The sequence below is a fragment of the Advenella kashmirensis WT001 genome (assembly GCF_000219915.2).
In the GTDB taxonomy this organism is placed as follows: domain Bacteria; phylum Pseudomonadota; class Gammaproteobacteria; order Burkholderiales; family Burkholderiaceae_B; genus Advenella; species Advenella kashmirensis.
In genome coordinates, this window is record NC_017964.1 from 1,591,863 (window position 1) to 1,612,232 (window position 20,370).

The 20,370-nt window shown below is 50.7% G+C and carries 15 protein-coding genes and 4 pseudogenes; 11 read left to right on the forward strand and 8 right to left on the reverse strand.

Going from position 1 to position 20,370, the window contains the following annotated elements:
- Positions 1 to 481 precede the first annotated feature (481 nt).
- Together TKWG_RS07450 and TKWG_RS07455 are read left to right on the forward strand one after the other, a co-directional pair.
- On the forward strand, positions 482 to 1,402 hold the full coding sequence (locus tag TKWG_RS07450) for a Bug family tripartite tricarboxylate transporter substrate binding protein (RefSeq protein ID WP_041709966.1): 921 nt from the start codon (positions 482 to 484) through the stop codon (positions 1,400 to 1,402).
- Positions 1,403 to 1,615: 213 nt separating this feature from the next.
- Positions 1,616 to 3,220 carry a thiamine pyrophosphate-binding protein gene (locus TKWG_RS07455; RefSeq protein WP_041709157.1) on the forward strand — a complete coding sequence of 535 codons (1,605 nt, stop codon included), beginning with the start codon at positions 1,616 to 1,618 and terminating at the stop codon, positions 3,218 to 3,220.
- 300 nt (positions 3,221 to 3,520) lie between these two features.
- Here TKWG_RS07455 and TKWG_RS24740 read toward each other — a convergent pair whose 3' ends face one another.
- The 3 genes and pseudogenes from TKWG_RS24740 to TKWG_RS21340 form a co-directional block, all read right to left on the reverse strand.
- Positions 3,521 to 4,183: a sulfatase-like hydrolase/transferase gene (locus TKWG_RS24740; protein ID WP_407636902.1), complete on the reverse strand. Its 663-nt coding sequence runs from the start codon at positions 4,181 to 4,183 to the stop codon at positions 3,521 to 3,523.
- 26 nt (positions 4,184 to 4,209) lie between these two features.
- A pseudogene (locus TKWG_RS24745) lies at positions 4,210 to 4,964 on the reverse strand (sulfatase-like hydrolase/transferase).
- On the reverse strand, positions 4,961 to 5,947 hold the full coding sequence (locus tag TKWG_RS21340; protein WP_014750260.1) for a Bug family tripartite tricarboxylate transporter substrate binding protein: 987 nt from the start codon (positions 5,945 to 5,947) through the stop codon (positions 4,961 to 4,963). The pseudogene TKWG_RS24745 and the gene TKWG_RS21340 overlap by 4 nt, the downstream one beginning before the upstream one ends.
- Positions 5,948 to 5,980: 33 nt before the next feature.
- On the opposite strand from TKWG_RS21340, the gene TKWG_RS07470 reads away from it, so the two are divergent.
- Complete coding sequence (locus TKWG_RS07470) at positions 5,981 to 7,024, forward strand: LysR family transcriptional regulator (RefSeq protein ID WP_171815139.1); 1,044 nt, start codon at positions 5,981 to 5,983, stop codon at positions 7,022 to 7,024.
- Between the two features lie 94 nt (positions 7,025 to 7,118).
- On the opposite strand, the gene TKWG_RS07475 is transcribed toward TKWG_RS07470, so the two are convergent.
- Positions 7,119 to 7,646 carry an NAD(P)H-dependent oxidoreductase gene (locus tag TKWG_RS07475; RefSeq protein ID WP_014750262.1) on the reverse strand — a complete coding sequence of 176 codons (528 nt, stop codon included), beginning with the start codon at positions 7,644 to 7,646 and terminating at the stop codon, positions 7,119 to 7,121.
- A 118-nt stretch (positions 7,647 to 7,764) separates the two neighbouring features.
- On the opposite strand from TKWG_RS07475, the gene TKWG_RS07480 reads away from it, so the two are divergent.
- The gene (locus TKWG_RS07480) at positions 7,765 to 8,151 is read left to right on the forward strand and encodes a winged helix-turn-helix transcriptional regulator (RefSeq protein WP_014750263.1); all 387 of its coding nucleotides are present in this window, start codon (positions 7,765 to 7,767) and stop codon (positions 8,149 to 8,151) included.
- Positions 8,152 to 8,249: 98 nt separating this feature from the next.
- Here TKWG_RS07480 and TKWG_RS07485 read toward each other — a convergent pair whose 3' ends face one another.
- The 4 genes and pseudogenes from TKWG_RS07485 to TKWG_RS27010 all read right to left on the reverse strand — a co-directional run.
- On the reverse strand, positions 8,250 to 9,233 hold the full coding sequence (locus TKWG_RS07485; RefSeq protein ID WP_238534335.1) for a Bug family tripartite tricarboxylate transporter substrate binding protein: 984 nt from the start codon (positions 9,231 to 9,233) through the stop codon (positions 8,250 to 8,252).
- Between the two features lie 298 nt (positions 9,234 to 9,531).
- Positions 9,532 to 10,314, reverse strand: coding sequence for a 2-ketocyclohexanecarboxyl-CoA hydrolase (gene badI / locus TKWG_RS07490; protein WP_014750265.1), 783 nt, complete (start codon positions 10,312 to 10,314; stop codon positions 9,532 to 9,534).
- Positions 10,315 to 11,153: 839 nt separating this feature from the next.
- Positions 11,154 to 11,585: pseudogene (locus TKWG_RS24750) on the reverse strand (IclR family transcriptional regulator); the annotation flags it as partial.
- Positions 11,586 to 11,790: 205 nt separating this feature from the next.
- Positions 11,791 to 12,186: pseudogene (locus tag TKWG_RS27010) on the reverse strand (helix-turn-helix domain-containing protein); the annotation flags it as partial.
- A gap of 373 nt (positions 12,187 to 12,559) precedes the next feature.
- Between TKWG_RS27010 and TKWG_RS07500 the strand changes: the two are divergent.
- The 7 genes and pseudogenes from TKWG_RS07500 (at position 12,560) to TKWG_RS07525 (ending at position 20,331) form a co-directional block, all read left to right on the forward strand.
- Entirely contained in the window at positions 12,560 to 13,726 is a 1,167-nt protein-coding gene (locus TKWG_RS07500; protein ID WP_014750268.1) for an acyl-CoA dehydrogenase family protein, read from the forward strand.
- A 20-nt stretch (positions 13,727 to 13,746) separates the two neighbouring features.
- The gene (locus tag TKWG_RS07505; protein ID WP_014750269.1) at positions 13,747 to 14,655 is read left to right on the forward strand and encodes an HpcH/HpaI aldolase/citrate lyase family protein; all 909 of its coding nucleotides are present in this window, start codon (positions 13,747 to 13,749) and stop codon (positions 14,653 to 14,655) included.
- A gap of 13 nt (positions 14,656 to 14,668) precedes the next feature.
- A pseudogene (locus tag TKWG_RS22420) lies at positions 14,669 to 15,147 on the forward strand (MaoC family dehydratase).
- Positions 15,144 to 17,099 carry an AMP-binding protein gene (locus TKWG_RS07510; protein WP_041709977.1) on the forward strand — a complete coding sequence of 652 codons (1,956 nt, stop codon included), beginning with the start codon at positions 15,144 to 15,146 and terminating at the stop codon, positions 17,097 to 17,099. The pseudogene TKWG_RS22420 and the gene TKWG_RS07510 overlap by 4 nt, the downstream one beginning before the upstream one ends.
- A complete protein-coding gene (locus TKWG_RS07515) occupies positions 17,096 to 18,409 on the forward strand; it encodes a CaiB/BaiF CoA transferase family protein (RefSeq protein WP_014750271.1) in 1,314 nt (437 codons plus the stop codon). The genes TKWG_RS07510 and TKWG_RS07515 overlap by 4 nt, the downstream gene beginning before the upstream one ends.
- A 104-nt stretch (positions 18,410 to 18,513) precedes the next feature.
- Positions 18,514 to 19,464: a PDR/VanB family oxidoreductase gene (locus tag TKWG_RS07520; RefSeq protein WP_014750272.1), complete on the forward strand. Its 951-nt coding sequence runs from the start codon at positions 18,514 to 18,516 to the stop codon at positions 19,462 to 19,464.
- Positions 19,465 to 19,572: 108 nt separating this feature from the next.
- The gene (locus TKWG_RS07525) at positions 19,573 to 20,331 is read left to right on the forward strand and encodes a hypothetical protein (protein ID WP_014750273.1); all 759 of its coding nucleotides are present in this window, start codon (positions 19,573 to 19,575) and stop codon (positions 20,329 to 20,331) included.
- The last annotated feature ends 39 nt before the right edge of the window (positions 20,332 to 20,370 follow it).

The window sequence follows — 20,370 nt, forward strand, 5'->3', positions numbered from 1 at the left end:
GTGACCATGGATCGTTTAAGACGCGCGCGCGACTGGCGCCGCCACGAATTTCCGCCAGATACGCGGGTTTTGATTGCGCCGTCCGTGGATGGGGAGGGCGTCCTGTTCGTCGCTGCGGATGTGCACGAACTTGAGCGTGCCTAGTGTCCCTTGTCGTGGCTTGACGAGTGCTCAGAGATGCGGGGCTTGTTGTCAGCATTGAGCGTTGAATGGGCGTAGGCTTTGTGTAATTAGGATTTAAAATTTTACTTTAATGAGTGAAATTTTTTGCTTTTACTTTGGCTTGTCTTTAAACAATAATAAAGAGTAACAAAAGGTGGCCGCATTGCCGTCGATCATTTTATTGACAACGCCTTTTGCTTGGATCCGGATTTATTTATTTCAAAAGTAATTCAAGGGGAAGGCAAAGATGTGCAAAGCAAAAAGCGTGTTTACGCAGCAGATTTTTCGCAGTATCGCAGCCTGTATAAGCTGTTTTCTAATGGGTGCCCCGGTGCTTGCGAGCGACTGGCCGAACCAGCCGGTACGGCTGATTTCTCCTTTTCCCGCCGGCGGGACCGCAGATATTCTGTCCCGGTCATTGGGCCAGGAGCTCAGTGAGCAATGGAAGCAGACGATCGTAGTGGAAAACAAGGTGGGTGCTGGCGGCGCAGTCGCCGCCTCTCAAGTAGCCAGGGCACGGCCGGATGGATACACCATGTTGATGGTTTCCGGAAGTATGCTCACGGTAAATCCGAATTTATACAAGGATCTTCCTTATCGGGTCGGCGATTTCAAAAATGTCAGCATCGTTTCCATTGGTCCATTTGTGGTGGCAACCAACAAAAAGGTCCCCGCCAATAATCTTGCAGAGCTGCTTTCTTATATCGGGCAGAACAAGTCTGCTGTCAATTTCGGGTCATCTGGCGTCGGCAGCCAGACGCATATGGCATCCGAAATGTTGATGCATGTGACCGGCAGCAAAATGACGCACATCCCCTATAGCGGCGAAACGCTGGCGCTGACAGACCTGATTGCCGGCCAGATTCAGGTAGTCACCGGAAACCTGGCTGCGCTCATGCCATTTATAAAGTCCGGTGATGTAAAGGCGATTGCCGTTACCAGCAGCGAACGATCTTCTGCACTGGCTGATGTCCCAACGGTAAAGGAGCAAATCAATAAGGAATTTGACGCTCAGGGTTGGTTTGGCGTGGTCGTACCCAAAGGCACGCCAGATGACATCGTGCAAAAGATGGAGCAAGGCATCGCGACCGCAATGGTCTCTGAACGCATGAAGAAAAAATTCCAGGATCTTGGGTTGACGGCAGCAGAGCAGGGGCAGGAGTATATGACGCAAAAGATCACAAACGAATTGGCATCCTGGAAAACAATTATTGCAGAGCAGAAAATCAATCCAAAGTGATTCAGTCAGTTAAAAATAAATTGCGAACCTGATAGCAACGCGACGTAAACGAGGATATGACTGATGGCACAATGAACAAAGCATGAGAAATTGAAGAGGGGAGACGCTTTAATAATTGGGTACGCGAGACACGATATTTCAGGGGCTCCGGTTTTAAGACGGCCAGCAGTAGTGGGGTCGCCATTGCTAAATTTTATAAAGGTACTTTTGTTTATGCTAGGAGCTCATCTTGTTACAGACGCATTGCAACGTGCAGGCGTCAAAACGATATTCAGTCTTTCAGGCAATCAGATCATGCCCATCTACGATGCCTGCATTGATGCCGGCATTCGCATTGTTCATGTGCGTCACGAAGCCGCTGCAGTTTATATGGCTGATGCGTGGGCGCAACTGACTGGTGAAATCGGCGTAGCGCTGGTAACGGCAGCGCCGGGCATTACCAATTGCCTGTCGCCGGTATTCTCAGCCCGTCTGGCTGAAAGCCCCATCTTGCTGCTCTCGGGAGATTCACCCCTCTCACAGGATGGCATGGGTGCATTTCAGGAATTGGACCAGATAGAGGTAACAAAAAAGCTTGTCAAAAAATCCTTGCGGTTAGCGAGCGCTCAAGACATAGACCAGGATATGACATCGGCAATATCTTTGGCGCTATCGGGCCGCCCTGGTCCCGTCCATATTGCCATGCCGTTTGATCTGTTGCAGGAGGATGTTGATATCAGCAAAGCAAAGCGCGGACAGGTGCCCGCGCGGGTCAGCACGTCTCTGTCGGCGGCTGATGCACAGCAAATCAAAGAGCGAATCGCGAAAGCAGAACGGCCATTGGTGCTGGTAGGCCCGATGAACAATGCGAGTCGTGCGCCAGATTTAGTCAAAAATGCCAGTAACGTTCTGCAGGCACCGATTATTGCCATGGAAAGCCCTCGCGGCCTGCGCGATCCCTCTTTGGGGCACTTTCCCCAGGTATTGAAAAAAGCGGATCTGGTCGTCCTGGTTGGCAAAACGCTGGACTTCACTCTGAATTTTGGCCGATCAGCAGGTATGAATCCGGGTGCGGACATCGTTGTGATAGACCCCGATGAAACAATGATCGATCGTGCAAAGCAACTATTGGGAACGCGTTTGTTCAAACACGCGCTAGCAGATTCAGATGCCGCTTTACGCGAACTGAGTAACTACACCTATCCTGGCAAGCGCGACGCATGGTTGGAGGAGGTCGATGGCGCCATTTCAAACCGGACGCTGAAGTCGCCATCTGATGAAAACACGGCCAATCCAGGGCCAAAAGCGATATGCCAGGCGGTTCAGAAAATACTGGACGAAGCGGCAGACCCTATTTTGATATCTGATGGTGGAGAGTTCGGCCAATGGGCGCAGGCCTTTTGCCGGGCGCCGACGCGGATTATCAATGGTTTGTCTGGTGCGATTGGCGGCGCCTTATGTTATGCGATCGCTGCAAGTATCGCTCGACCCAATGCAACGATTATTGCCATGATGGGCGACGGGACCGTGGGCTTTCATAGTACCGAGTTTGAAACAGCAGCACGGGAAAATGCTAAGTTTATTGCAGTTGTTGGCAATGATTCGCGCTGGAATGCCGAGTATATGATTCAACTGCGCGAGTATGGGCCTGACAGGCTGTACGGGTGCACATTGAACGACTCCGCCCGCTATGATCTGCTGGCGTCTGCGCTGGGTGCACAAGGTGCTTATGCAGAGCAAGCCGATCAACTGGATGAGGTACTTAGCAAAGCTGCCAAGCATTCTGGCGCAACATGCATCAATATCAGGATGGAAGGGCAAGCGGCGCCTGCTTTTTGAGCCATGTTGTGGGCGGCCACGAGAAAGGGCATCCAGGCGAACTCGCCTGAATATGATTAAGTATGACAATAAGCGCAAAATAGGGCGGCTGTATTATGAGTTGTGCCTCAAGGGCTGGATGCTAATCCGGCGCTTGGGCCTGCCAACAATATTATCGATGTAAAGTCTTGCCCGAGGCGTGTAAATCAACTTCTGATTCTATAGACATCGTGTGGCAAACAAGTCTTTGTTAGAGCGAGCTTGCGCCGGGACAAATGAATGCCACGCAAATTTTACCCGCTATATAAACCTTTGACATATTCATGAGGATGGAACGGGCGTTGCCCCGGGGGTTCCGATACCGAGCGCGGCGTCGCGGCCGCCAAATTTCTGAATCAACTCGTGCTGATCGGATTTCGCCTGGGCATCGACCTCAATAGGATCAATTACGCTGAATAGCCGTTTTTGCATGGACTCAACTACGTCAGCGTATTTTGAATTGTGAGCCAGGTCATGTGTCTCAAGTGGGTCGTTCTCTAGATCAAACAACTCAGGTTCATATCCGACGTAATGATGGTACTTGTATCGACTGTCAGCGAGCATATATCCAGCCGATTCCGAACCGACTGCGTGATATTCAGAAAATGCAAGCCGTGCTGGATCATAAGGTTTGTTGGCACTGTCAACCAAAGATAGACCGGGAAGATCCGAGTCGGGCTCGGTCGGTGCAACGCCAACACTCTGCAGTATTGTCGGAAATATATCGACCAGCGAGACGTTGGTCTGTACAGTTTGACCCACTGGCACGTCGGGCCCTTTTAGAATCATCGGGATAGATGTTGAGTCTCTGTACAGCATGCATTTGTTCCACAATCCGCGCTCTCCCATATTGTCTCCGTGGTCACTGGAATAAATGACAGTCGTATTGTCTGCCATGCCTGAATCAGCCAGCGCATTAAGAATATTGCCGATCTGATGATCCATGAAGGACGTTAATGCATAGTAAGAGGCTAAAGCCAGCTGGCGTCGCTCATCTGTTCCCAGCTGTTCGTCATGTCCGCTAAAGCGTGCGTGGCGTTCAGCCATGGGTGGCGGCGGTAACCTCTGTCGGGATGCAGTCGGGGCAGTGGCATATCATGAACGGGATAGCGCTCTAAATATTCCGGCGGAACGATAAGTGGAAAATGAGGGGCGACAAGGCCAACGAATAGTACCCAGGGATATGAGTCTGTCACGCGGCTGCGCTTATGCAGCCACTGAGCTGCTTCTTGAGCCACGGCGCGGTCAAATCGGTTGTAGCTGGATTCTCCGGCACCTATGTTCTTGAATAAAGGTGCGGTTGGGAAGGGATCTGGTAACGGATCCCGCACCGAACCCCAAACCTGGCCAATACCGTCCTGAATATGTGCCGCCAGCAGTTGTTGGTCAAAGCCTGTGGCGTCATTTCCATTTCGGTAGTGCAGTTTGCCGATAGACTGTACCGGTATACCGGCTGCTTGTAACCGGTGCCCCCAGGAGGGTGGATGTCCTGGTATGCCAATGCATTATCCCAACAACGATGCTGATGTACGTAGCGACCTGTTGCGAGGCTCGCCCTTGCCGGCACGCAGATGGGCGAAGGTGTATAAGCGTTGGTAAAGCGGGTGCCTTGCCGGGCCAATTTATCAAGATTAGGGGTATAGGCGATGGCGTCTCCGGCGCATCCCATAATGCGGGCATTATGCTCGTCGGACAGCAGGATAAGAACATTCGATGTAGATGTCATGGCTTTATGGGAATGCGTTCAGTTTGAAAATGTGTTGCCAGAGTTTGATAAGGCTTTACCCCACATTGCGTAATCGTGCAGCACCAGATCCCTGAAGTCGCCGGCAGACATGGGTGCCGGCAAAAAACCTTGTAAGGTAAGGGTATCGTGCAGTGACTTTGAATTGAGCGCGTTGTTAATGGCGGTGTTCCACTTTTTAACTGCATCGGAAGACATAGTAGCTGGAGCAAGAATACCAAACCACTCTTCAATTGCCAGCCTGGGTAACCGAGTTCCTTGAGGGTGGGGACACCGGGTGCGTGTTTATCTCTATGGGTACCTGTGGTTGCCAACAGCTTTAGCCGTCCATCACGCACCATTGGTAAAAGAGAAGGCACGGTGGAGATGACCGCAGGTATCTGTTTGCCCAGCGCATCATTGATAGCGGGGCCTGCGCCCTTGTATGGCACATGAACCAGATTGACTCTGGATTGCTTAGCAATCGTTTCGCCTACAAAGTGTGGCGATAAACCTATGCCAGCAGTGCCGTATGCGGCCAATTTTCGCGAATTGTCCGCCAATTTCAGAAATTGCGCCAGGGTTGCTGCGTTCACATCTGGCGAAACTGCTACGCCTAAAGTGTAGGTTGCCAGGCGTGCGACTGGCACAAGATCTTTTTTGGGGTTGTACTGGAAATGTTTGTTGGTATGGGGTGTCATGGTTATGCTGCCACCAGGCATGATTACGAGCAAAGCGCTATTGCGCGAGGCATTACGTACTGCGTCAATAGCCATCATTCCACTGGCACCAGGCTTATTTTCGACAACGATCTTGTGTTTTCCCGTTTTATTGAGTTCATTGGCCAGAGCACGGGCAACCGAGTCCAGCCCACCACCTGCCTGAAATCCAACAATAAGCGTCGTGGGCAACTCTGCGGCATGAGCACCCAAAGTCATACAGGCCATTAGGATCATTGGCAATGTCTTGCGGATAGCCATAACCATGGGCTGTCTCCTTTATTATAAAAATAGCGTTATTTGGTAAGAGTATCGATCAATTCGTTATTGAATAAAAGTGATATTATTTTCTTTTGGTATTACCAAAAGGTAATGTATTTAATTATGGAACCGATTTCGCCGATCACATTGGAACGCGCATTTCGCTACGGCCTGAAGCTTGGGCACTTGCGCATCATTACAGCGCTTGCAAGAGTAGGGCGTGTCAGCCGTGTAGCAGAGCTTTTCAACGTAACGCAACCGGCCATTTCTAAGCAGCTAGGCGAACTGGAGCAGTTATTGGGTGCACCGGTTGTCGCCCGTTCTGGTCGGCGAGTTGTGCTGACGCCCACTGGAGAGGTATTGCTAAAGTACGGTAGACAAATCCTTTACAATTTGGAGGCTGCACAGCGTGAACTGGAGCAATTGAGGGAAGGGGGCGTTGGGCATCTGAAAATAGGCGCTGTAGCGACGACCATGCCCACTCAAGTAGCCAAAGGCGTCGTGCGCTTGCGCCAACGGGCCCCCGGGCTCACTATTACACTGACTGAAGCTACTACCGATACACTTTTTCCGGCGGTGCGGGATGGGGATCTGGATATGGTGATTTCGCGTACTCGTATCGACAGAACCGTGGAGGAGTATGGGGCTTTGGAAGAGCGTTTGATCAGTAAGGATCCGCTGGTCATCGTGTGTTCCAGCTTGCATCAATTAGCAGGGCGTAAGTCACTACGTTGGGCTGATCTTTCTCCCTACACCTGGATTCTGCCACCAGACGGTTCGGCCATTCACGATGGCTTAATGCGTTTATATAAAAAACACTCATTGCGCCCGGGCGTGGGAACGATAACTGCGAACTCAATTGCTGTCCTGCCAGCGCTTTTAGCGAATAGCCAGCTGTTAGGCTTGATGCCGCGTGCTTACGTTGTTGAATTGGTCGATCGAAAATTACTTGCCGTACTACCTTTGACCTTCTCGCGCACGGCGCAAGAAGTACGAGCAGTCTGGCGGCGCGAAAATGAAAATCCAGCAGTCCGCCTTTTTCTGCAAAGTTTAAGTGGGGAGTTGGGTATTGAAAGCGCATAACACGGACCGTGAAGTCTGCTATTCAAGGTAGATAACCGCCGCCTTTTCCACTGCTCAGGTAGCATACGGCGCTAGCGTGCTTCGGCAAGATAAGCTAGATAATCCGAGGTACCGCGCTGAGCGCCGGCTGATTGAACTGGTAGTCTTGCCCCGGTTCATCTTCGAAGCCGTACAGGGCAAAAAACGGCTGGTAATCGGCACCAACGTAGTTGGCGGTAATTTCAAATGGTCTGAGAATGTCTTCTAGCCGGTACTGGTAGCGGCCCTGGGGCGAATAATCATATTCCCGCACGCCAGCAGATACGGCCAGCGCCAGCTTGCGGCCGCGCATTTTGTACCCGCTTTTCGAACCATAAGCCCAGCCATAGACAAAAACATCGTCCAGCCATTTTTTCAACAACGGCGGGCAATTGAACCAGAACACGGGAAATTGCAAGACAACCTTGTCATGTGCTTCAATCAGCGCTTGCTCACGGGCGACGTCAAATTGCCAGTTTGGGTAGGTGCCGTAAAGATCGTGGACAGTGTACAGGTCTGGGTGTTTTTTTAACTCATTGATCCAGGCTTTGTTTACCCGTGAATTTTCCAAATCGGGGTGAGCGACGATTATCAATGTTTTCATTTCGAGCGATCCATAGTGAGTGATGACGCTACTATGATATAGATTATGGTAAAAAATAAAAGTACGCACAATCACGTTATATACTTACCTAAATGATAGTATAACTATGGACAAAATAATGAATGCCAAACTACCAACTCCCAAAGAGATGCCCAGTTGCTTTGCCATGGAAATTCCTCTGGAGCAGACCGGTTTTGGCTACACACTGGCACGGCTTAGCGGCAAGTACAAGATGACAATTATGTATTGGCTGTCCGAGCACAAGCCAGTGCTCAGATTCAACGAACTGCAGCGCTGCATCGGGACGATTTCATACAAGACGTTGAGCAGCACGCTCAAGGAAATGGAGCAAGACGGGCTGGTTATCCGCAAGGAATATCCGCAAATTCCGCCAAAAGTCGAGTACAGCCTTTCGCAGCGTGGGCAGTCCCTGTTACCTGTGATTAATCTGATGTGCACCTGGGGCGAGGCGCAGCTGGCTGAGCAAAACGCAAAGGGATCATAATCACTTATTTAGAAATAGATGAACCCGTAGGCCCACATGCAGTCGATCGGGTATTGCCACCATGGCGTGCCGTTACGATCCACGCGGCCACTGACGCGTTAATTTTTACTAGTGCCGGTCATTTCCATAAGCTTGCGCCACTTTGTGATTTCCGCGGGCCCGTTGGCTTTCACCGTGGCCGCGTCCTGCGGATCTATATCCAAACCAAGGCGCGCGCACACTTCTTTGTACTCTTTGGTCTGCATCTGACGCAAAAGTGAATCCGATAGCTGCTTTACAATTTCTGGCGAAGTACCGCGCGGTGCGAACATCCAGAGAGCGGAATCCACTTCGTAGCCGGGGTAGCCTAGTTCCGCTACTGTTGGCACGTCGGGCAGACTCTGGGTGCGTTTGGAAGTGGTCACAGCAAGCGCGCGAAGTCGACCGTCCCTGATCAGTGGAAGTACGGATGTCGTGCCATTAAAGCTCAGGTCAATTTGGCCGCCAGCCGCGTCGACCGCGACCTGCGTGGGGGTTTTATACGGAATATGGTTTAGCGAGATATCTGCTCTGCTGGAAAACAGCGCTGCCGCCATATGCGAGGTGGTGCCTTGGCCGGATGAGCCGTAGGAGATGGCTCCTGGGTTCGTCCTGGCTGCCTCAACGACATCCGCCAACGTTTTATATGGGGAGTTTGCCGCTACCGATATCACCAGCGCAGAATTAGCGAAACGTGCCAATGGTTCGAAATCTGACAAAGCGTCGTAGGGCGTGTCCCGCACTAGCTGGTTAGTATAATGCTGGGCATAGGTGGCAAGCAGCGTATGGCCATCGGGCGCTGCTTTGGCGACATGCACCGCGCCGATGACACCGCTAGCGCCAGTACGGTTCTCTATCACAAAAGGGACTCCAAAATCCTTGGACAGGCCCTGGGCGAGTTGACGCGAAGTCTGGTCAGTACCCGAACCAGCACCTGTAGAAACCACGATAGTTACGGGTTTTCCACCGGGGTAGTTTGCTGCAACGGCGTACGAAATTGGAAATACGACAGTGGTTGCCAATGCTCCTAGAATCTGGGTGAACCTGCGTCGTTTCATTATCATGATTGTCTCCTGTTTAGAATATAGTTGTGCCGCGTCTGGAATTTATGAATTATGTTGGCCGCCCGTTTTGCAGCGAGGCAGTTCCATTTGCGCTTTCATGTCGTTGTGTAACTCCATCGTATTTGCATAGAATCTCCCCCTAAGTCCTTCTGACTGACGGTGTCCGTCTTTTGTAATCAACGATAGCCGCAGAGATGATGCGCAGAAGCTAGAGCTCGATTTAATCTGCGGTCATTATCAAGCCTGCGCCAAACGAAGGGCTGCGCACGCCATTAACGCGAGAGGATTAAGCCCTGCGTCATTTAGCATATTTGCGAAAATTTGGCTTTCTTTTTTCGGTCAGAGCAGCGACACCTTCGCGCGATTCCTCAGTGTCATAGTAGAGTTTCAGTGCATACATACCCATTCCTGCGATGCCGCTCTGGTGAGCAGTATCCATATTGAAACTTCGCTTCGCGATAGCCAACGCGGTAGGGCTGCGTTCACATAGCTCTTCCCCCCAGCGCTGAACTTCCTCGTCTAATTCATCGTGAGCAACGCAGGCATTTGCAAGACCCATTGCAACTGCCTCTGCGCCCGTGTAACGTCGGCACATATACCAGATTTCACGGGCCTTTTTTTCGCCGACAATACGGGCCAGAAAAGCAGTTCCGTAGCCTGGATCAACGGATCCCATTTTTGGGCCGACTTGACCAAAAATAGCTTTTTCGGAACAAATCGTCAGATCACAAATCGTGCATAACACATTGCCTCCGCCGATCGCATAACCTTGAACACGCGCGATAACCGGTTTAGGAACATTGCGGATCGCATCGTGCATCTCTTCCATTGGGAGGCCGATAGTTCCACGTCCGTCATAGTTGCCGTCGTGGGCTGACTGATCACCACCAGTGCAGAAAGCACGATCGCCAGCGCCAGCCAACACAATCGCGCCGATTTTCTTGTCGTACCCAGCGTGATTAATAGCCTTAATGAGCTCGTCGCAGGTTTGCCCTCGGAATGCGTTCATTCTGTCAGGACGATTAATAATGATCCAGGCCACACCGTTGCGTGGCTCGTAAAGAATATCTTCAAATTCCATGAAATTGCCTTTTCGTAAATTGAATGACGGGTGATCGATCGTCCATAGTCAGACAACCCGAAACACTTTAGTAGCTGACGAATAAATAAACTGCCTCTTTGTCTACACAAAACGACGCCCGGGAGATCATCTGGATAACTCACTCTTTTCCAGAGGTATGGAGCGCTTGAAAGCCTCTATACGTTTTCCGGGTTTCCTGTGCTGTCTATGCTAATAGCGTCATTGACCACGGCGGGAAGCGTAAAACCCCAAATGCGTAGAACCACCAAGTGCATCTTTAGTCCTTATTGCGACTTTCGTATATATGAACATCGTTCGAATTTAGCTCATAACTCAAAATGCTGTCAAGTGTTCTGATATGGATTTCTTGGTGCACTTCCCGGAATCGTTGTTGGCATCGGGGCGATTCGGCCAGCAGAAACCCATCTGGATGCCAGAAAATTCTGAAATCGCATCGAACTTAACGCTCATCGCACGGGCAACAATAGCAATGAGATCAAAAGGGATGGAGTCAAAGCCGCGTTATCAACCGTCGTGGTCTGCTATTTGAGTTAGCCACCACGAGTCCACTATCGCCAAAGCGTTCACGCTGCTCATGGGAGATTTCTTGATCGGGCGACATGTGTAGCAATGGCCCCATTGCGTGTGGCTACCTCATGCAAACGCCCGCCAAACTTCGATTTTGATGAGCACATCACGCGGGTCCTCCAAGCAGAATGGGAAGCTCTTCCAGATGTGGAGCGCACTGAATTCACGGCCCTCTTGCTACCATAGGACGCGTCATTTTCTCTCCGCTATTATTTGCTGAATAATTATTGTTAATGGTTTGCAAAAGGGACTTAACGCTCGCCGGGATCGGACGCGAATTTAAGAGCGGCACCAGCGTGTCCAAAACCAAATGAGATAGACTCGGCAGCATCCCGTATAAGAACGGCAAAGTGTTCGGGTCTGTTTTGGGTACGGCTTACGGGTGCGGCCATGGCAAGCGCAGCAATTATGCGTCCTTGATGATCGAATATGGGCGCTGCGAAACCGGCCACATCACTGGACACTTCTCCTATGGTTATCTCCATTCCTTGCTCACGGATGTGTGGCAAACGTCTTCGAAGTTCGTCGGGGTTTGTAAGCGTTTGCGGTGTCAATGGCGTAAGAGTGGCATTTCTTAAATAATGCTCTATGTATTCGACATCTGCATAAGCCAATAAGACACGGCCGGCTGCCGAACAGTACAGCGGGCGGGATGTGCCGAGTGCGACGGTATATCTGATTGATCGACTGCTCTCTTATTTTTTCGATATACGTAGTGGCGCCAGCATCCCGATCAAGCACAGCTATCAACACTGTTTCTTCGCTTTGGTCGACTAGTTCACGCATTATGGGCGCCGCGATACGGGACATAGACAAAGACGGCATGATTGAAGTGCCCAGTCGATACGCTGCCGGTCCGAGTGTATATCGATCCGCATCCCGCACCACATAGCCATAGCTGCACAATGGTTTGAGAAGCCCCAGGAGGCTGCTTTTCGGAGACTCCAATTCAGAACTGAAATCCCCTAACGTCATGCCGTCAGGAGCACCCGCCAGTCGTTCCAGGATTCGTAAGGTTCTAATCAAAGATCGCGGCCCGACATCGGGTTTCTTATCTAATGCTGCGAGGCTCATAGAATCGGACTCCTTTATAGATTTCATAACTATTCCTTCTAATTTGTATCGCGATGGTGCTTGCGGCGAGCGAACGACATTGGCGCCAACGTACGAGCAATTTCTCGAATTATTCACATATTGGTATCGTATACCATCATACGATTGAGTGTTGCAGGATGGCGTCACACTCACTATATAACATTGGGAAATGGCTTCGAACCCAGCCATTAGAAACTTAACTACGGGAAGTAATAATACTTGATTGCCGCAGTCGCTTCGATGATCAGTATTGGTTACGCACGGGTCCGGATCAAGGTCTTTCACAAGTATTTCATCTGACGCGTATTGCCACCCAGCACGCCACACAGGACTCTTGTGGAGCCGTTACGCTTTTCCAGATAATTCACGCGACCGGTTGCATCCATGGTTGAGCATCATTAATCGGATTGTCTAACGTAGAAAAATATGTCTCTTTTGAATCTTGTTTAAGTGGGCATGCTCCATAAAAGGTAATTTGCCATTGTTCGTATTTTCGTATAATATTCGTATAACCGAACAATAGTTGCTGCGCTAAATGGGCGGCACAACTGAAGGAGTGAATGTGGACTTCGATTTCAACCAGGATCAGCGGCAGCTTCGCGAGGCAGTACTTACCTTATGTGAGCGATTCGACGGGCAATATTGGCTAGAGAAGGATCGTGATGGGGGTTTTCCAGAAGAGTTCTATCAGACGTTCGCTAAAGCGGGGTGGCTGGGAATTGCAATGCCAGAGGAATATGGCGGAGCGGGCCTCGGAATCACCGAGGCGGCGTTAATGCTTCAGGCTGTAGCAGAGTCTGGAGGAGGCATGTCAGCTACATCGTCTATCCATTTGAATATCTTCGGTCTCAACCCCGTTGTCGTGTTTGGTACCGAGGATCAAAAAAAACAGGCGCTAACACCGCTAATTAAGGGTGAATCCAAAGCATGCTTTGCCGTGACTGAGCCCGATGCTGGTCTGAACACGACAAAACTGACTACCCGGGCCATTAAAAGGGGTAGTGACTACGTTGTTAATGGACGAAAAATCTGGATTTCAACCGCTCAAGTGGCCGATTACATGTTGCTGCTAGCCAGAACCACCCCGATTGAGGAGGTGAAAAAGCCGACAGATGGGCTAAGCCTGTTCTATACGAAGCTCGATCGAAAATATATAGAAGTGCGAGAAATCGACAAAATGGGACGCAAGGCAGTCGACTCTAACGAGCTTTTCATAGATGAGCTGCCCGTTCCTGCTGCTGACTTGATCGGGGAGGAAGGAAAGGGTTTTCAGTACATCCTTCATGGAATGAACCCTGAAAGAATTCTGGTGTCTGCCGAAGCGGTGGGTATCGGACGCGCAGCCCTTGCTCAGGCTACTCAGTATGCAAAAGAGCGTATCGTTTTCGATCGGCCCATCGGTATGAATCAAGGTATTCAGCATCCGCTGGCTAGATGCTGGGCAGAACTTGAAGCTGCTAATCTCCTGACGTTTAGAGCTGCGTCGCTGTACGACAGCAAGCGTGCATGCGGCAGCGAGGCGAATGCTGCCAAGTTGCTTTCGGCTGAAGCAGCTACGCATGCGTGCGAAACTGCCATGCTGACCCATGGCGGATTTGGCTACGCAAAGGAATACCATGTGGAGCGCTACTTCCGCGAAGCGATGATTTTGCGCATAGCTCCGGTGAGTCCGCAGTTGATACTTTGTAATATCGCGGAAAAAGTGCTGGGTCTTCCAAAGTCCTATTAAATGAGGTTTGCATAAGCGTAATGAAACAAATTCGTTCGTTTCTTTTTATACCCGGTATCCGGGCAGACTGGGTAGAAAAAGCTGACCAGACCGGAGCAGATGCTTTAATTCTTGATCTTGAGGATAGTGTCCCCGACTCGGCTAAGGATAGCGCTCGCGATATCGTAAGTTCGAGGATCGGGATGCTCGCGAGCACTGGCCAGAGAGTGTATGTGCGGATAAATAAGAGCGTCTTTTTATATAGTATGAAGGATTTGGAAGCAGTGATATCACCCGGTATCGAAGGGATTCTGCTTCCCAAGCCTGATGGACCGCGCGACGTAGATATGGCCCACCTTATGATTTCGGAAATGGAGTTGAAACGTGGCATTCCGATAGGTTCAGTAGGCCTGATTCCCACTCTCGAAACCGCAAAGTCCCTTCAGTTTGCATATGAGATTGCTACACATCCTCGGGTCACGGGAATCGCTTGTGCATCGGCGCGTAGTGGAGATGTCCAACGAGCAGTTGGTTTCAAGTGGACGCGAGAAGGATTGGAGAGCTTGCACTTTAAGTCTGCAGCGATTATCGCCGCAAGGGCCGCTGGTAAACAACCCATTGCCGGGTTATGGCAGGACGTTCGAGATCTCGAAGGCTTCAGCCATGCCGTCGCGTTGCATCGCCAGTTGGGTTTTACGGGTGAACTACTCATTCACCCGTCCCATGTTGCGCAAGCCAACGCAGCATATAGTCCTGACGAAGAAGAGCTCCGATATTACTCGCGGATGATTGAAGCCTTTGAACAGGCTGAGGCCCAAGGACGCGCAGCAGTTATATACGATGGTGAACACATCGATTCTGCACATGTAAAGACGGCACGATTAATTCTCCAGCAAGCGGATTCTTTCGCTGAATTAGCTGTCACAGCCCGACCACACCATACCATTTGATATGAAGGTAAAAATGAAAAAAACTCGAGGAAGGTATTTGGAAGAGTTGTCTCCAGGCGACGTATATCAACATGCAGTGACGAGAACCGTCACTGAGACAGATAATTTATTATTCTGTGCGCTCACTCACAACACCCAGCCTTGCACCTTGACGAAGAATTTGGACGAGAGTCAATTTATGGGGGCAGAGTGGTGAACAGTATATATACGCTCGGTTTGGTGGTCGGCGTTGGGGTTACAGAGCTAACTTTGGGAACCACCTTGGGTAATCTGGGTTTTGGAGAAATATCCTTCCCAAATCCAGTCCGTGTGGGAGATACGATCCGGTCAGAGACCGAAGTGATCAACTGCCGGCGATCCAGCTCTCGTCCGGACGCGGGTATTGTGGAGTTTGAAAGCAGGGGATTTAATCAGCGGAACGAGATAGTCGCGCGCGTCAGGCGTATGGCGCTAATGAAATGCATAAACACTTCGGAATCGGATTCGGTATGAGTGATCAGCGCTTCGTGTGGTACCCGCCAATGGAGACTATTCAGGCCAGCAATATCGCGAAGTTTCTGCATCTCGCTGATGTTGATGACTACGACGAGCTTCTTAAAAAGGCTGAGAAAAACCCTGAATGGTTCTGGAAGTTGATTATTGATCGAGTGACGTTCTCAAAACCCTACAGTACCCTGCTTGATCTTTCTGGCGGTGTCCAATTCCCACGGTGGTGCGTTGGAGGAGAGGGAAACATAGTGTTGGACTGTCTTGACCGTCATCAAGGCACTAGTACCTGGTCGAAAGAGTTCCTGGTGTGGGAGGCCGAAAGTGGAGAGGTGGTCCGGTGGACATATGCTGATTTGCACCGAGAAGTTTGCCGGGTCGCAAGGTCCCTAGACCGGTTGGCTATTACGGTGGGTGATGTTGTCGGGCTTTTTTTGCCGAACATTCCTCATGCTATCGCGGCTTTTCTTGCTTGTGCCAAGAAGGGAGTTATTGCACTCCCCCTTTTTTCGGGATTTGGGTCGAACGCACTAAAAGACCGGTTAGAAGCCGCGGGAGCTATTGCTGTTATCACGGCTGACGGGACATCTCGACGTGGCATGGGAATCTCCATGAAGGCGGTCGCAGACGAGGCAGTCGAAACGCTCGGCGAGCTCAAGCATGTCATTGTCGTCAGGAACGCCGATATAGATGTCGTATGGAATAGTGGTCGTGATCATTGGCTGGACGATTTGGTCGGTGATGAGAGCATTGAGTGTTCCACGGTACATTTGGCAGCCGACGCTCCGCTAATGCTCATGTATACATCCGGCACTTCCGGAAAGCCGAAAGGTACAGTGCATACCCATCTCGGGTTTGCAACGAAAATGCTTTTAGATGTCGGACTGGTCATGGACCTAAAAGCCACCGACAGAATGCTGTGGATGAGCGACATGGGATGGCTCGTGGGTCCGATAGTTGCCGCCGCCGTCCCGCTCCACGGAGCCTCTGTGGTTCTGGCGGAAGGTGGTCCGGATTATCCAGACGAGGATCGGATGTGGCGTCTGATCGATGATCACACAGTAACCTTCCTGGGACTGGCACCAACATTGGCGAGAAGTTTCATACGTAACGACGGAAGTCAGATCGAAAAATATTCTCTGACTAGTTTGAGGGTGTGTGTTTCTACAGGAGAGGTCTGGACGCCAGAAGCATGGCTTTGGACTTTTGAGAACGTGTGCAAGAAAAAAATTCCGTTGCTCAATTATTCTGGCGGCACCGAGATTGGAGGTGGAATTCTTTGTGGCACGGTAATTCACCCAATTAAGCCCTGCGCCTTTACTCGGCCTATCCCCGGCATGGGTGCACGCATATTCGATGAAAGCGGTAAGCAAGTGCTACGAGGTGAAGTAGGTGAGCTCGTTCTAACGTCACCGTCACCAGGAAGGACACGAAGCCTATGGCGCAGCGACGATACCTATTTAGATGCCTACTGGTCAACGTACCCTGGCGTATGGCGCCATGGAGACTGGGCAGTGGAAGACTCCGATGGCTGGTGGGAAATTACGGGCAGGTCCGACGATATATTGAAAATTGCAGGAAAGCGGACAGGGCCATCCGAAATTGAGGCTTTAATTGCCGGCACCGGACTTGTGGTTGAGTCAGCGGTGATAGGGCTGCCCGATCCGGTTAAGGGGCAAGCTGTCGTCTGTGTTGTAACTGTTAAACGGGGTGTTGTCGCCGACAAGGTTACACAGAACGCGCTTGTTCGGGCTGTAGTCAAAGGCTTGGGTCCTCCGTTCAAGCCTCAAGCCATTATCTTCGTGGATGAGCTTCCGAAAACGCGCAATATGAAAGTCATGCGTCGTTTGGTTCGCGCTGCATGCCTGGGACATGAACCAGGTGACCTTTCTGCTCTTGTGAATCCTGATGCTTTCGGATTGCTTCGCGACGCAGCGGCAACGGCAAACTTAAAATGAATTCAACCGACATGAAACTATTTCAGACATCGTCTACCACGTCAGAGTTTTCCCCGACTCCTGGCTCATTCTCGCCGCTCGCTGGTCTACGAGTACTCGATCTCACCAAGGTACTGGCTGGACCACTTTGTACCCAATATCTTGGCGATCTGGGCGCCGACGTGATCAAGATTGAGGCCTGTGGCGGTGGTGACGATACTCGATCCTGGCCCCCGTATGTTGAGGGCGATGGCGCTGTTTTTCTTAGTGCTAACAGAAACAAGCGAAGTCTTGTGGTGGATCTGAAGTCGCCTGCTGGCCTGGAAGTCGCACTTCGACTTGCGAAGGAGGCCGACATTGTGGTGGAAAGCTACAGAAAAGGGGCCATGGAAAGACTTGGCCTTGGATACGATGCGCTGAAGCAACTGAATCCCCGGATCGTCTACGCGAGCATATCGGGCTTCGGTCGAACTGGCCCATTATCAGAGTTGCCGGGTTACGACGTCATGGTTCAGGCGTTCAGTGGGATTATGAGTATTACCGGCGAGAAGCACGGTGGTCCTGTCAGAAGCGCTTTCTCGCCAATTGACCAAACGACCGGAATATGGGCAGCGTTGGGCATATTGGCAGCCCTTCGAGAAAGAGACGCTACAGGAGTTGGACAATACCTGGAGGTTTCGCTGTTCGAAACATCTATGGCATTTCTTAATTACACAGCACAGACGTTCTGGGTAAATGGCAAAAGACCTCAGCCCAACGGCTCTGGACATGAGTCTCTATGCCCATATCAAGCGTTTAAAGCCAGCGATGCATATATTTTAATCGCTGTGGGTAACGACAAACTATGGGTGAAGTTTTGTGAGGTTGCGGGTCTGGAGGATATTTCTGATGATCCGAAGTTTAGAACTAATGCTGCTAGGGTCGCTCACTTTGATGAAACAGTTCAACGAGTCGGCGATAAAGTGCGCAAATATTCGGTTGCCTATTGGTCCGAAGTGTTGACCATCGCTGGAATACCTAATTCGCCAATAAACACCGTGGACGAAGCTTTAGATATTCCCCATACGCTGGCGAGAAATATCGTACTTGATTATGACGATGAAATACGTGGCCCACAGAAGGGGCTAGCGATGCCTGTGGTGTTTAATAGCCAAAAACGGTCAGTTCGCCGTCCTCCACCGACCTTGGGGGCCCATACAACCGAAGTCTTGCAAGAGTTGGGGTATTCGCCTGAACGAATTCAGGAATTGATGAGTTCGGGTGCTGTGTTGGGCCCGGGTGCCACGGAGCAGGAGGCGGTTCCGCCCGGACTTAATACCACTGTTGTTTGATTTGGTTTTGGCGGGAAACCCTTCGGAATATGACATTCAATCCAGGATTACTCGCTGAGTAAGGCGTGGGCTAACTTACCTCACGGAATCAAAGGAAGATATAGATGGAAGTTATAGTTTCACGCAAGCGCCTGGAAACTCGGGATATAGCGATTTTTGAGTTGATTGATGCCCAAAATAAGCCTTTACCGGCGTTTTCCGCCGGCTCACATATTGACGTACATATCCCGGGCGGTTTGATCCGTCAATATTCCCTTTGTAATAGCCCTGCCGAATCTCATCGGTACGTGATAGCTGTACTTCGAGATCCATCCTCAAGGGGAGGGTCAAATGCAATGCATTCAGAAGTAAAGGAGGGTGACACGCTTTTCGTCAGTGTTCCGCGGAACCACTTCCAACTTGTGCCAACCGCAGAGCATAGTATTTTGTTGGCCGGGGGCATTGGGGTAACCCCAATTCTTTGCATGGCCGAGCAGCTTTCTCTGACTGGTGCCTCGTTCGAGTTGCACTATTGCACTCGTTCAATAGTGCACACCGCTTTTCGGGAATATATAGCGGGATCTTCTTTCTCCGCCAGATCGAGATTCTACTTTGATGACGACCGTACCTCTGGTGGCCTCGATCTTACGTTTCTGCAAAAGACCCCAAGCCGCAACACAGAACTTTATGTATGTGGTCCAAAAGGGTTCTTGGACGCCGTCCTTGAAATGGCATCCATTGCGGGTTGGACAGATGAGCAGGTGCATCATGAACTTTTCTCGGCAGCAGTAAGCGACGCTATTGGCAATACGAGCTTCCAGGTGCAACTGAAAAGCAATGGGAGAATTATTGATGTCAGTGAAGATCAGAGCGTGGTTGAAGCGCTTGAGATCGCAGGTGTAACTATACCTGTTTCGTGTGAACAGGGTTTGTGCGGCACCTGCGCTACCCGCGTACTTTCTGGCATACCCGATCATCGTGACTACTACCTCTCGCCGGCAGAGCGTGCTGTAAACGATCAGTTCCTTCCGTGCTGCTCACGTGCAAGGACATCGCCATTAGTGCTGGACCTCTAATCGCGCCATCTCAAGTTGTTTTAGCTTAGCAGGGTCATTCAGGGATTTCGAAGTGTCCATAGCGGAACTATGCGCAAATACTAATAAAGTTTTTTAGTGGAGGTAATAATGATTGAGATTGGAATATTCAAAGAGTCTCTGAAAGCAAGGACTGCATACACTGGGGAAGATGGGACTCCGTTCGCGCACAAGACGGTTATTATTGGGCCGACCAAACCGACGCCCTCTGCTCCGAATGCATATTTGGTAGAGCAAGCGCCGTTAACGACCTTGCCAGTCCATTTTCATGGGTACGGGCAATTTCAGATTATTGTAGATGGAGCAGGGAAGCTGGGTAGGCATGACTTACGCGTATGTACCGCTCACTATGCCGGTCAGCAGACGGCATATGGGCCGCTCAGATCGGGAGAGCGTGGGTTGTCATATCTAACGCTCCGTGCGGCTACTGAAGGCGCCGCCTTTTTTATGCCGGCGGCAAGTCATTATAGAAATCCCAATATTCCAAGATTTGAACGATTCGGCGTGGAAGGCGCACTCTCGAATGATGGTGTGATTCAAACCTTACTCCCGGAAGATACGCTTGGTCTCGGGGCTTGGTTGTTGACTGTTCCTGAGGGGCAATCGGTGGCCTCTCCTTTGTTAAATAATGGATCTGGTCGTTTCTATGTTGTCCTTGACGGTGTCTGGCAGATGAACCCGCGCCTGACTCGGTTAGATATTGTGTGGACGGACGCAAACGAGGCGCCGTTGGAAATAGTTGGAGGACAAGGAGGGCTTAAATTGATGATTGTCCAGTTTCCAGCAAATGCATGCGAGATTCCTCATCCTGCTCCTGAGCGTCCCCAAAACACGAAAATCAATGGGTGAGTAAATTGACCGCGGTGCGACCTCCAATTGAAGGGTTCA